This window comes from Azoarcus sp. KH32C, from assembly GCF_000349945.1.
Lineage (GTDB): Bacteria > Pseudomonadota > Gammaproteobacteria > Burkholderiales > Rhodocyclaceae > Aromatoleum.
In genome coordinates this window covers 4,503,144-4,515,495 of sequence record NC_020516.1, presented here as the reverse complement: position 1 = coordinate 4,515,495, position 12,352 = coordinate 4,503,144, and the positions used below count along the sequence as shown (strand labels likewise).

Below are 12,352 nucleotides of genomic sequence, written 5' to 3'. Positions count from 1 at the left end.
CGTAGCGACCGAAGCCGCCCGCCCGGCGCGTCCGGGGACGCCTTACCGGATGATGTCGAAGCTGTAGTCGGTCTTCGACGGGATGTTGGTGTTGGCGTCCAGCGCTTCGAAGTACTCGTCGAGGATCTGCATCAGCACGTGCAGCCCGCCCTGGTAGCCCCAGATCGGCAGCCGGTGGTAGTGGTGGCGGTCGAAGATGGGGAAGCCGATGCGGATCAGCGGCGTGCCGGTGTCGCGCTCGAGGTACTTGCCGTAGGTGTTGCCGATCAGGAAGTCCACCGGCTCGGTGTTGAGCAGCGAGCGCATGTGCCACAGGTCGCGCTTCGGATAGACGTGGCAGTCGCGACCGACCGGCGACGCGTCGAAGAGCGCCTGCACCTTCGCCGCCCACTTGTCGTCGCCGTTGGTCGAGAGCACGTGGGTCGGCTCGCAGCCCAAGTCGAGCAGGAACTGCGTGAGGCCCAGCATCAGGTCCGGATCGCCGTAAAGCGCGAACTTCTTGCCGTGCAGGTGGGCCTGCGAGTCGGTGATCGCGTCCACCAGGCGGCCGCGCTCGCGCTTCAGCGCCTCGGGCACCGGCTTGCCGGTGATGCGCGACAGCTCCTTGAGGAACTTGTCGGTGCCCGTCACGCCGATCGGCGAGTTCAGCGCGACGACTTCCTGGCCCTTCTCGGCGATGTACTTGGCGGTCTTCTCGGCGCTGTGCTCCTGGTAGATGAAGGTCGCCTTGGCGTTGATGGCGGCGGTCGCTTCTTCCTTGGTCGTGCCGCCGTCGTACATGCGGAATTCGCCGTCGGTGGGGGTGTCCCAGGCGTCGGACGGATCGCACAGGAAGGTCGCCTCGACGCCCATCATCGAGAACAGGCGCTTGATCTCCTTCATGTTGCCGACGACGTAACCGTCGAAGCCGCCGATGAAGTTCACCGTCTCGTTGGGCGTGCGTTCGAGCTTCGGCGCGGTGCCGGCCTTGCCGTCCCAGAAGTGCTGCAGGATGCCCTTCAGCGCGTTGTCGTAGCCGGTGATGTGGCTGCCGACGAAGGCCGGGGTGTGGGCGAAGGGTACGTCGTACTCGGCGGGCACGCTGCCCTTCTGCTTCGCGGTCTTGATGAACGCGTCGAGGTCGTCGCCGATCACTTCGGCCATGCAGGTGGTGGAGACGGCGATCATCTCCGGCTTGTACAGGCTCAGGGTGTTGGCGAGGCCGTCGACCATGTTGTTGAGGCCGCCGAACACCGCCGCGTCCTCGGTCATCGAGGAGGAGACGCAGGAGGTCGGCTCCTTGAAGTGGCGCGAGAAGTGCGAGCGGTAGTAGGCGACACAGCCCTGCGAGCCATGCACGAAGGACAGCGTCTTGGCGAAGCCGTTGGCGACGAAGACCGCGCCCAGCGGCTGGCAGGCCTTCGCGGGGTTCACCGTCAGCGCCTCGCGCTTGAAGTTCTTCTCGCGGTAGTCCCAGGACTTCGTCCAGTCGCGGATCTCGGCGACCTTGTCGGCCGGGTGGCCGAACTCGAAGTTGGCTTTCTTGTTCTCGAACAGCGCCGTGTATTCGGGCTGGCGGAACAGCATCTCGTGGTCGATGACCTTTTCAGCGTTTTGCGGCATTTGGATTCTCCGTTGGGATCGTGAAGTTGGGGTTCGCCGTCAGGCGGCGAAGGGATCCTTGGCGAGGTCCCACACCGGGCTGTTGATGGCCATGTCCATGTCGCGGGCGAAGATCGCGAAGCCGTCGTAGCCGTGGTAGGGGCCGGAGTAGTCCCACGAGTGCATCTGGCGGAAGGGCACGCCCATCTTCTGGAAGACGTACTTTTCCTTGATGCCGGAGCCGACCAGGTCGGGCTTGATCTTGTCGACGAACTGCTCGAACTCGAAGCCGGTGACGTCGTCGTAGATCAGCGTGCCGTCCTTTACGTAGTGCGTCGTGCGCTGGTAGTCGTCGTTGTGGCCGAACTCGTAGCCGGTGCCGACGACGTTCATGCCGAGGTCCTCGTACGCGCCGATCACGTGGCGCGGACGCAGGCCGCCGACGAAGAGCATCACCGTCTTGCCTTCGAGGCGCGGCTTGTACTTGGCGATCACCGCGTCGGTCAGCGTGCGGTACTTGGCGATGACCTTTTCGGTGTTCTCCTTGATCTTGTCGTCGAAGTGGCTGGCAATTTCACGAAGACTGGCCTCGATCTTCGACGGACCGAAGAAGTTGTACTCGACCCAGGGCACGCCGTACTTCTCTTCCATGTGGCGCGAGATGTAGTTCATCGAGCGGTAGCAGTGCAGCACGTTGAGCTTGGCCTTCGGCGTGTTCTCCAGCTCGGCGAGGGTGCCGTCGCCCGACCACTGCGCGATCACCCGGAGGCCCATCTCTTCGAGCAGGATGCGCGAGCTCCACGCGTCGCCGCCGATGTTGTAGTCGCCGATGATCGCGACGTCGTAGGGGCTGGGTTCGAATTTGTTCTTGTCCGGGTCGGTCTTGTCGAACACGAAGTCGCGCACCGCGTCGTTGGCGATGTGGTGGCCCAAGGACTGCGACACGCCGCGGAAGCCTTCGCAGCGCACCGGCACGATGGTCTTGCCGCCGTATTCCTTCGACTTCTTCTTCGACACCGCCTCGATGTCGTCGCCGATCAGGCCGATCGGGCATTCGGACTGCACGGTGATGCCCTTGTTGAGCGGGAAGAGCTCCTGGATCTCGTCCATGATCTTTTCGAGCTTCTTGTCGCCGCCGAAGACGATGTCCTTCTCCTGGAAGTCGGACGTGAATTGCATCGTCACGAAGGTATCGACGCCGGTCGTGCCGATGTAGTAGTTGCGGCGCGCCGCCCAGGAGTACTGGCCACAGCCGACCGGGCCGTGCGAGATGTGCACCATGTCCTTGATCGGGCCCCACACGACCCCCTTCGAACCCGCGTACGCACAGCCGCGGATCGTCATCACGCCGGGCAGGGACTTGATGTTCGACTTGACGTTGCAGTCGGGCTTGCCTTCCTCATGCACCGCGAGGTGCTTGGCGCGCTTCTTGGCGGTCTTTTCGGGATAGGCCTCGAGGACCTCGTCGATCAGTTCCTTGTTTCGGGTCTTGGTTTCTTCAACGGTGAGGCTCATGGTGCTCTCCAGTCACGGTCTAAGTTGTCGCTGAGTGGTCAGCTAAGTCGTCAATCCGGCACGCCCTCGACTTGCGAGAGCTCTGCGCAAAGCGCGGACCGGCGGGCGGGCGAACGGCCACCCTGGCCGCGCCACACTTTTCGCGGAGGTCTCCGCGTTGCGCGCCTGCGATCCCGCGCGGGGATGCAGGCGCGCGGGAGGCGCTTACGCAGCCAGCTCGGCGGCGCTCTTGCCGATGACCGACGCGTCTTCCTTCTGCATGATCCCGAACTCAAGCAGCAGGTCTTCGAGCTCGTCCATCGTGATCGGGGTCGGGATCACGCCCTTGCCCTTGTTGGCGTGGATCTTGGTCGCCAGCGTGCGGTACTCGCCCGCCTGCTTGGACTCGGGGTCGTACTCCAGCACCGTCATGCGGCGCAGTTCGGCGTGTTGCACGACGTTGTCGCGCGGCACGAAGTGGATCAGCGAGGTGCCGAGCTTCTTCGCCAGCGCTTCGGCGAGTTCGTACTCCTTGTCGGTCTTGCGCTCGTTGCAGACGAGGCCGCCGAGGCGCACGCCGCCCGCGTTGGCGTACTTCAGGATGCCCTTCGAGATGTTGTTGGCGGCGTACATCGCCATCATTTCGCCCGACATGACGATGTAGATTTCCTGGGCCTTGTTCTCGCGGATCGGCATCGCGAAACCGCCACAGACGACGTCACCCAGCACGTCGTAGGAGACGTAATCGACACCTTCGTAGGCGCCGTTTTCCTCGAGGAAGTTGATCGAGGTGATGACGCCGCGGCCGGCGCAGCCGACGCCGGGTTCCGGGCCGCCGGACTCGACGCAGCGGATGCCGCGGTAGCCAACCTTCAGCACGTCCTCGATCTCGAGGTCCTCGACCGAGCCGGCGTCGGCGGCGAGCGAGAGCACCGTGTCCTGGGCCTTGGCGTGCAGGATCAGGCGGGTCGAGTCGGCCTTCGGGTCGCAGCCGACGATGAGGATCTTCTGGCCCATCTCGGCCAGCGCCGCGAGGGTGTTCTGGGAGGTCGTCGACTTGCCGATACCGCCCTTGCCGTAAAAAGCGATTTGCCTGAGGTCAGACATTTTCAATCTCCTTGACATCGAAAAATCAGGTTGAGGTGCTCAGCGCTTACCGTTGTTGCGCATCCGGTATTGGCCGCTCCGAAACTCTTATAGGTCTTCGTCTCAAGTTGCGCGTTCGGCGATTCATCACGGTGCAAGCCTCTTCAGCAAAGCCTGTGCCACTGACTGAAATGCGGCGCAAGGGATTGAATTTGCGGTATGTTTTTGCATTTGTCGTCTTTTGTGCGGTGCCGCATCCGGGCTTTACAAACTGAACAAAGGCCACAGCGGTTTGTGCGGAAAGGCGGTGCGGCCGCACCGCGATGAAGCGCGATTTCGGCTAGTCGGACATGCTCGGAGCTGGAAGGCCGAGGGATTGCGGCGCGTGTGGCGGGACGGGAATGGGCCTTGCTTGTCCGGGACTATTCGACAAGCGGGAGCGCATCATGCAGATCGGTGTGGATGTTCAGCGGGCCGTCGAGAACAAGCGGATCTTCGTCGTCGACGACGATGAGGTGAGCGGCATCGCGCTGCAGTTCATGCTCGCCGACGACAACGAGACCCATCTCTTCGGGCGGCTCGATGCGGCGCTCGACAAGGGCAGTGCGTGGCCGCCGCATCTCGTCCTGCTCGGGATCGGTCTATGCGCAGGCGATGCCGCCGGCGTGATCGGGACGATCAAGAACCATCTGGCCGGCGTCAAAATCCTTCTGGTATGCGATTCGGCTGATGCTTCCGGAATCCAGGTATTGCGCAATTGGGGCGCCGACGGCATCCTGATACGTCCGCTCGATCTCGCTGCCGTGCGCCGCAAGGTCGATGCACAACTCGGGCGCCGTACGTCGCTCTCCATTCCGCTCGTGGTCCGCTAAGGAAGACCTGATGCAAGCCGTTATCCCGAAAATCGTCGTCAACGCCAACCCGCATTACGAGAAGCTGGGCGGAGAACCCGCCGTCTGGGCGATGGTCGAGCGCTTCTACCAGTTGATGAGCGAGCTGCCGGAGGCGGCGGAGATCCGCGCGATGCATCCGCAGGATCTGACGCAGGTGAAGGAGCATCTCTTCATGTTCCTGTCCGGCTGGCTCGGCGGCCCGCCGCTCTATGCCCGTCACCGCGGCCCGCCGCGTCTGGGCCGCGCGCATGCGAGTTTCGGTGTCGACACGAAGGACAGGGATGCGTGGATGCTATGCATGGTCCGCACGCTCGATGAACAGGTCGCCGACGCGGAGTTGCGCGCGCAACTCGTCGCGGCGTTTGCGAAGGTCGCGGACGCGATCATCCGGCATTGAACCGGTGACGGCGGGATTTCGTCCCGCCCCTCGTCACTACGCGACGGCCTTCGCCTGTTCCTGGCGCCGCGCCTGTTCCGCCTCGAAGGCGCGGATCTCGACGAGCGCCTGGTCGAGATTCATCTCGCTCGTTTCCAGCAACTTGCCGACGAGGTGCTCGGTGAGCGGCATCAGGTCTGTGAGCAAGACCTTCGTCTCGGCGTAGAGGCGTTCGCTCTGCGCCTCCATCAGGCTGCGCGTTTCCTCGTCGAGGGTGCGGCTCGTCGCCTGGTTGTCGTTGGCGAGCGCGCCGAAGTTGAGGCGCGTCTTGCGGTACATGCCCATTTCGGCGACCGCGTGGTGCAGCAGTTGTGTGACGCGCGTGATGTCGTTGTGCGCGCCGTTGGTCGTGCCGTCCTCGCCGAAGAAGAGCTCCTCGTTCGCCATGCCGCCGAGCAGCACGCGCACGTCGTGCTCGATGTCGCCCTTGGTCTTCAAGAGGTTGGTGCCCTGCTTGTGGAAGACGAAGCCCAACGCGTTGTTGCGCGGGATCGCCTTGAGCGAGATCTTGATGGTCTTCAGGTCGGCGAGGATGTGGTCCCAGTCGTCGTTGGTGAGCTTGCGTTCGCGTTCGAGGTCGACGAGGAAGTGGCCCCACTCATGCACGGCGATGACGCGGCGGTCGCGCTCGCGTTCGTCGGTGGTGCTGGAATTGACGTTGCCCACCATAACGCGTTCGGCGGCCTGCATCAGCGTATCGGCGCCGATCATCTCGCCCGCCTGCACCGCCGTGATGCCGGCTTGGTTGACAATCGTTTCGAGGTCGGCGGGGCTGCGGCCCTCGGTGACCCCGACAATGTGGCTGAGATCGAGGTTAGGCAGCACCTTGTCGGCACGCTGCGCGAGGTAATGGCGGATGATCGCGAGCCGTTCGTCGCGGTTCGGCAGGCGGAAATCGACCTTCATCTGGAAGCGGCGCAGCATCGCCTCGTCCATCTGCATCGTTTCGCTGTTGAAGTTGCTGGCGACGATCCAGATGATCTCGGCGTCGGCCTTGGTGCGCACGCCGTCGAGCACCGAGAGCAGCGTGTTCGCGGTGTCGTCGTCGAACTTGCGCCGTCCGCCGCGCTTCATGAAGAGATCCTGCGCCTCGTCGAGAAAGACGATGCAGCGCTTGCGCCGCTTGGCCATCGCGAGGATGCGGTTGAGCGTGTTCGAGCCGCCGGCGACGTAGCCGGTCTCGAGATTCGCCGCGGAGTGGAAGAGGATCGGCAGGTGCAGTTCCTTCGCGAGGTAGCTCGCGAGCTTGGTCTTGCCGGTGCCCGCGGGGCCGCTGAACATCACGTTGAACGGTTTGCGGATGCCATACTCGGCGTAGAGCGCGCGGCGCTCGTACTGGTCCTTGATCTGGGCGACCTCGGCCTTGATGTCGTCCATGCCGACGAGCTCGTCGATCGAGCCGCGCACTTGACCCGGCTCGATGAATTTCAGCGACTTGAACTGGCCTTTCAGCTGGATGAAGAGGAAGGCGAGCAGGCCGATCATCAGCGCGGCCGAGAGTGCGGCGCTGACGCCGGCGCGCAGGCCGTCGTGTTCGGAGCGCGGACGTCCGTTGGCGAAACGCTCGTCGAGGCGCTCGAACACGTCGAGCGCGGCGGGACTGAGTTCGCCGCGCGGGATGAAGTTGAGCTTGGCGCCCCAGGGCGCGGTGACCGCCTTGTCGGAAAAGATCCGCGTTTCCATGTCGCTCGGGTAGTAGGCGTACTGCTTTCCGCCCGACTCGATCAGGATGACGCGCTCGGAAACGTTCCACATCAGCGGCTCGTAGATCACCGCGACGCGATCGATCGGGTTCGACTCGAGGAAGCTGAGCATCGAGCCGCTGCCGAGGACGACCGGCAACTTGTCGTTGAAGGTCCAGACGCCTTCGCCGGGAACTCCGCCGACGGCCATCGCCTTGACCTCTTCGGCCAGCGTGGCGCGTTTCTGCGCGAGGGTGACCGAGTAGAACGCGGTCAGCGGGATCGCAATGGCCATCGCAATCACCGCGAGCCTGACCGTCATCGACTGGACGGCGAACCAGTCCTGCAGCCGGCTTGCCGCCTTGGTGACGGTCAGCCGCAGGCCGGTGGGTGCCGGTCGGGCATCCCGGGGCTTGGACAATTCGTTGGGTTTCGACAAATCTGACATGGCAGTCCTCCACGTAGCGCTAAGCCATGTTCCAACCCGGAACCGATGATTCACGCCGTTCAACAAACTGGTTCAAGCTGAGTGGGACCGGCGAGTTTCGTGAGGGTTCAGCATAACGAGCGGGACGCGGCCGCTACGTGACAAATTGAACGCCGGGCGCTGAACAGACCCTAGAACAGTTCCGGGAAGCGCTCCAGCCACAACCAGTCGACGCCGAGGACGACCACGACGATCATGGTCCAGATCGCGACGATGAAGCAGCCGGCGGCGAGCGGGGCGACGCCGAGCTCATGCATCGTGCCACCGATGAAGAACCACAGCGCCGTGAGGAAGATCCACTTGGCGATGAAGCCGGGCAGGTAGCGCCGCATCGCGCGGTTGTGGCGGTAGTTCTGCTGTCGTTCGAGACAGCCGCCGCGCGTGACGTCGCGGAAGTACTGGAAGGGCCAGAGGTAGCGATAAAGCAGTCGCTGAAAGGATGGCGCGGCGTAATGTCCCGTCGTCCCTGAGTCCATGTCCACCTCCTCGGCGCATTGCGGCTGGATCGACTCCGCTACGTCGTCCGGGCGCGCGAGGCCCGACGCGACCTAGCTCCTCCTTCTCGGATGGACCCGAGCGTTACCGACACTCGGGCTCATTGTCGGCCAGTTTATGCTTTCGACGGCCGTGTTGGGGACCCCTTGTCGTGTCGGGTTGTGACGTTCACCACTGATCGGCCTTTTCGTAGCACCTCCTGGCGTCAGGCAGCGGCGCGTCCGGTCTGGCCGGCCTTCGGGACCAGCGTCGGCGGCGTGCCGGCGTTGATCACCGCGGCGTCGACGCGGACCGCCTCGACGTCCTCGCGCCCCGGCAGCGCGTACATCGTGTCGAGCAGCGACGCTTCGAGGATCGAGCGCAGGCCGCGCGCGCCGGTCTTGCGGGCGAGCGCCTTGCGGGCGATCGCGCCGAGGGCGTCGGGTGCGATGTCCAGCTCGACGCCTTCCATCTCCAGCAGCTTGCGGTATTGCTTGACCAGCGCGTTCTTCGGCTCGACGAGGATCTGCACGAGCGCCGCCTCGTCGAGCTCGGCGAGCGTCGCGACGACCGGCAGCCGGCCGACGAACTCGGGGATCAGGCCGAAGCGAATCAGGTCGGCGGGCTCGACGCCAGCGAGCAGCTCGCCGGTGCTGCGCGTGTCCTCGGCGTTCTTCACTTCGGCGCCGAAGCCGATGCCGCCTTTCTCGTGGCGGCGGCGGATCACGCGCTCCAGTCCGTCGAAGGCGCCGCCGCAGATGAAGAGGATGTTGCTGGTGTCGACCTGGATGAAGTCCTGCCCGGGGTGCTTGCGTCCGCCCTGCGGTGGCACGGAGGCGACCGTGCCTTCGATGAGCTTCAACAGCGCTTGCTGCACGCCTTCGCCGGAGACGTCTCGCGTGATCGAGGGGTTGTCGGACTTGCGCGCGATCTTGTCGATCTCGTCGACGTAGACGATGCCGCGCTGGGCCTTGTCGACGTCGTAGTCGCACTTCTGCAGCAGCTTCTGGATGATGTTCTCGACGTCCTCTCCGACGTAGCCGGCTTCGGTCAGCGTCGTCGCGTCGGCCATCACGAAGGGCACGTCGAGCAGGCGCGCCAGCGTCTGGGCGAGCAGCGTCTTGCCCGAACCGGTGGGGCCGACGAGCAGGATGTTGCTCTTCGCGAGCTCGACTTCGTTGGTGTTCGCCGCGGCATGGCGCAGGCGCTTGTAGTGGTTGTAGACGGCGACCGCGAGGATGCGCTTCGCGCGGTCCTGGCCGATCACGTACTGGTCGAGGATCGCGTGGATCTGCGTCGGCCGCGGCAGGGCCTTGTCGCCACCGGCGACCGACGCCGCGGCGGTGGCCTTGAAGTCCTCGTCGCGGACGATGTCGTTGCACAGGTCGATGCATTCGTCGCAGATGAAGACCGAGGGCCCGGCGACCAGCCGCCGGACGTCGTGCGCGCTCTTGCCGCAGAAGGAGCAATGGACCGGGATGCCGGTCGGGGAATTCTTCTCTGACATGATGCAGTCCTCCCTGTTATGCGCCGCGATGGCTCAGGACCTGGTCCACGAGCCCGTAGGCGACGGCCGCTTCGGCGGAAAGAAAGTTGTCGCGGTCGGTGTCCTTCTCGACCTGTTCGACCGGCTTGCCGCTGTGCTTCGCGAGCATCGCGTTGAGGCGTTCGCGCAGGTAGAGGATCTCCTTGGCGTGGATCGCGATGTCGGACGCCTGGCCCTGGAAGCCGCCCAGCGGCTGATGGATCATGATCCGCGAGTTGGGCAGCGCGAAGCGCTTGCCGGCCGCACCCGCGGCGAGCAGGAAGGCGCCCATCGAGGCGGCCTGGCCGACGCACAGCGTCGACACGGCGGGCTTGATGAACTGCATCGTGTCGTAGATCGCGAGCCCGGCGGTGACCGAGCCGCCCGGGGAGTTGATGTAGAAGAAGATGTCCTTGTCCGGGTTCTCGGATTCCAGGAACAGCAGCTGCGCGACGACGAGGTTCGCGGTGGCGTCGTTCACTGGGCCGACGAGGAAGACCACGCGCTCGCGCAGCAGCCGCGAGTAGATGTCGTATGCGCGCTCGCCGCGGCCGCTCTGTTCGATGACGGTGGGGATCAGGCCGAGGGCCTGGGGGTTCCAGTGGTCGCCTGCGTACATGGGGTGCGCTCCTTTCTTGGGGAGGGGGACCTTGGGGTGCCGGTTTATGCCGCCGTCGCCTCCGCGCCGAGCGTGGCGAAGCGCGCCGCGAATTCGGCGAGCGGCAGGTCGATGCGCGTGATGTTCTGTTCGGCGAGGAAGCGCAGTTCGTTGCGTGTCGGCTCGCCCGGCAGCACCGCCCAGTGGCGGTCCGACGAGCGCTTCATGATCTGGCGCGCGAAGGTGCGCTGCAGCTGGTCGTTGAAGCGGCAGCCGAGGAAGAGGAAATTGCGTCCGGCGCGGATGTTCTGCACGGCCGGCGGGATCGGCGTCTGGATGTCGATCTCGGTCAGCACTTCGACGTAGTCGGAGTCGGAGACGAGGTAGTTCGCGGCCGGGGCGCGTCCGCCCAGCGGCTTGTAGAGGAGCGTCGTCCAGCCGGCGGCGTATTCGTCGGGCGTCACCGCGCCGTCGGCGCCGTAGAAGCCGAACCAGGTGCCGAAGTGCTCGGATTGCGCCAAGCCCTGCACCTGGCCCCAGTCGGTACGGGCGGCGAGTGCGGTCTGCATCGCGTCGTCGTACCAGGCGTCGACGACGAGCGGAAGCGGCAGCTCGGCGAGCCGGCGATGCAGGGCGGAGGGCGGGGTGCTGGCCGCATAGGCTTCGTTCATCAGCGCGACGAGGCTCTTGCGGTGCTTGAAGTTCTCGATGTACTGCGCGGCGGCCGTGAGCTTGTTGCGGATCTTGTGCGGCACGGTGGTCTTCGCGGTGAGCTTCGCGACGAGCTGCTCGGGCGAGGCGGGCACCGGCGCGTCGGGCACGAGCTCGAGCAGGCCGGGGCCGAGGTAGGGGATCAGCGTGCCGCGGGCGAGCGAGGCGGCAATGTCGTCGAGCACTGGGGCGTTTGCAGTCATTTCCGGTCTCCGAGGGGTGTATCAGTAGATCGCCGCGCCGGCGCCGACATTGACCGACGAATCCTTGGCGGTCTGGACGATGAAGCGCACCTGGTCTTCGGCGAGGTGGGCATGGAAGGGGAGTGCCAACGCGCGGTCGGCGATCTTTTCGGTGACTTTCAGATCGCCGCGCTTGTAGCCGAGCGTCGTGTAGAAGTACTGCTGGTGCAATGGATAGCAGAAGGCGGCGGCCTCGATCGATTCGGTCGCGAGGTCGTCGACGATCTGGTTGCGCGCGCTTTTCGTGAAGCGCGTGCCGAGATGCACGAGGAAGAGCAGCCAGTGGATCTCGTCGATCTCGGGCGCGAGGTAGGGCGGCTTGATGCCTTCGAAGGACTGGATCTGGGCGAGGTAGTAGCTCTCGACCTTCTTGCGCCGCGCGAGGATCTCGTCGATGCGCTGCAGCTGCGCGAGCCCGAGCGCGGCGGTGAGGTCGCTCACTCCGGCCTGGGCGGGCACGCGGTTGGCGATCGAGATCGAGAAGCGCTCGTCGAGCGCGCGGCTGCGCAGGTAGCGCAGTTCGCTCGCGAGCTCCGGGTCGTCGGTGACGATCATGCCGCCTTCGCCGCAGCACAGCGCCGAGGGCTGCGAGAAGTCGAAGATCGCGAGGTCGCCGAAACTGCCGACGAGCCGGCCCTGATAGCGCGAGCCGATCGCTTCGGTCGAATCCTCGATCAGCTTCAGGCCGTGGATTGCCGCGAGCTGGCGAAACTCGTTCCACGCCGCGGGGTGGCCGTTGCTGTTGCCGGCGACGATTGCGCGCGTCTTGGGGCCGATCTTCTGCGCGGCCTTGTCGGGCGCGAGGCAGCCGGACCAGTAGTCGATCTCGGCGAAGACCGGCGTCGCGCCGGCGAGCACGATCGCGTGGGCGATCTGGTGCCAACCGTAGGCCGACGCGATGACCTCGTCGCCGGGGCCGATGCCCATCGCGCGCAGGCCGAGCATCAGGCCCAGCGTGCCGCTCGCGACCGCGATGCCGTAGCGACGCCCGACGTAATCGGCGAATTCGTCCTCGAAGGCTTCGACCTGCGGGCCGGCGGACAGGCGCGACGACTTTAGCACCGCGCTCACCGCGTCGATCTCGGCGAGGCTCATGTCCGGGTCGTTGAGGGGGATCCAGCCGTCGTCCATGTGCGTCTCCCG

Annotated in this window: 11 protein-coding genes; 2 read left to right on the top strand and 9 right to left on the bottom strand. The window is 65.1% G+C overall.

All coding sequences use genetic code 11. The features are described from left to right. Positions 1-42: 42 nt before the first annotated feature. From nifK to nifH, 3 genes are all read right to left on the bottom strand, one after another. Positions 43-1,602 carry a nitrogenase molybdenum-iron protein subunit beta gene (gene nifK / locus AZKH_RS20230; protein WP_015437660.1) on the bottom strand — a complete coding sequence of 520 codons (1,560 nt, stop codon included), beginning with the start codon at positions 1,600-1,602 and terminating at the stop codon, positions 43-45. Between the two features lie 39 nt (positions 1,603-1,641). After that, entirely contained in the window at positions 1,642-3,096 is a 1,455-nt protein-coding gene (nifD, locus tag AZKH_RS20225; RefSeq protein ID WP_015437659.1) for a nitrogenase molybdenum-iron protein alpha chain, read from the bottom strand. Between the two features lie 204 nt (positions 3,097-3,300). Beyond that, the gene (gene nifH, locus AZKH_RS20220; RefSeq protein WP_015437658.1) at positions 3,301-4,182 is read right to left on the bottom strand and encodes a nitrogenase iron protein; all 882 of its coding nucleotides are present in this window, start codon (positions 4,180-4,182) and stop codon (positions 3,301-3,303) included. Between the two features lie 425 nt (positions 4,183-4,607). Here nifH and AZKH_RS20215 point away from each other — a divergent pair, with 425 nt between their 5' ends. Then, positions 4,608-5,033: a response regulator gene (locus AZKH_RS20215; RefSeq protein ID WP_041656442.1), complete on the top strand. Its 426-nt coding sequence runs from the start codon at positions 4,608-4,610 to the stop codon at positions 5,031-5,033. A 10-nt stretch (positions 5,034-5,043) separates the two neighbouring features. Beyond that, positions 5,044-5,451 (top strand): group II truncated hemoglobin, encoded by a 408-nt coding sequence (locus AZKH_RS20210; protein ID WP_015437656.1) that lies wholly within the window; start codon positions 5,044-5,046, stop codon positions 5,449-5,451. A 36-nt stretch (positions 5,452-5,487) separates the two neighbouring features. Here the strand turns inward: AZKH_RS20210 and AZKH_RS20205 are convergent, their stop codons facing one another. The 6 genes from AZKH_RS20205 to AZKH_RS20180 all read right to left on the bottom strand — a co-directional run bounded on the left by AZKH_RS20205 (position 5,488) and on the right by AZKH_RS20180 (position 12,340). Beyond that, positions 5,488-7,620, bottom strand: a complete 2,133-nt coding sequence (locus AZKH_RS20205; RefSeq protein WP_015437655.1) for an AAA family ATPase — start codon at positions 7,618-7,620, stop codon at positions 5,488-5,490. 170 nt (positions 7,621-7,790) lie between these two features. Next, positions 7,791-8,135 carry a hypothetical protein gene (locus AZKH_RS20200; RefSeq protein ID WP_015437654.1) on the bottom strand — a complete coding sequence of 115 codons (345 nt, stop codon included), beginning with the start codon at positions 8,133-8,135 and terminating at the stop codon, positions 7,791-7,793. 224 nt (positions 8,136-8,359) lie between these two features. Further along, positions 8,360-9,640 (bottom strand): ATP-dependent Clp protease ATP-binding subunit ClpX, encoded by a 1,281-nt coding sequence (gene clpX, locus AZKH_RS20195; RefSeq protein WP_015437653.1) that lies wholly within the window; start codon positions 9,638-9,640, stop codon positions 8,360-8,362. Positions 9,641-9,656: 16 nt separating this feature from the next. Then, positions 9,657-10,277 carry an ATP-dependent Clp endopeptidase proteolytic subunit ClpP gene (gene clpP, locus AZKH_RS20190; RefSeq protein WP_015437652.1) on the bottom strand — a complete coding sequence of 207 codons (621 nt, stop codon included), beginning with the start codon at positions 10,275-10,277 and terminating at the stop codon, positions 9,657-9,659. 44 nt (positions 10,278-10,321) lie between these two features. Then, the gene (locus AZKH_RS20185; protein ID WP_015437651.1) at positions 10,322-11,170 is read right to left on the bottom strand and encodes an SIR2 family protein; all 849 of its coding nucleotides are present in this window, start codon (positions 11,168-11,170) and stop codon (positions 10,322-10,324) included. 21 nt (positions 11,171-11,191) lie between these two features. Continuing rightward, a complete protein-coding gene (locus tag AZKH_RS20180) occupies positions 11,192-12,340 on the bottom strand; it encodes a DegT/DnrJ/EryC1/StrS aminotransferase family protein (RefSeq protein ID WP_015437650.1) in 1,149 nt (382 codons plus the stop codon). Positions 12,341-12,352 lie beyond the last annotated feature (12 nt).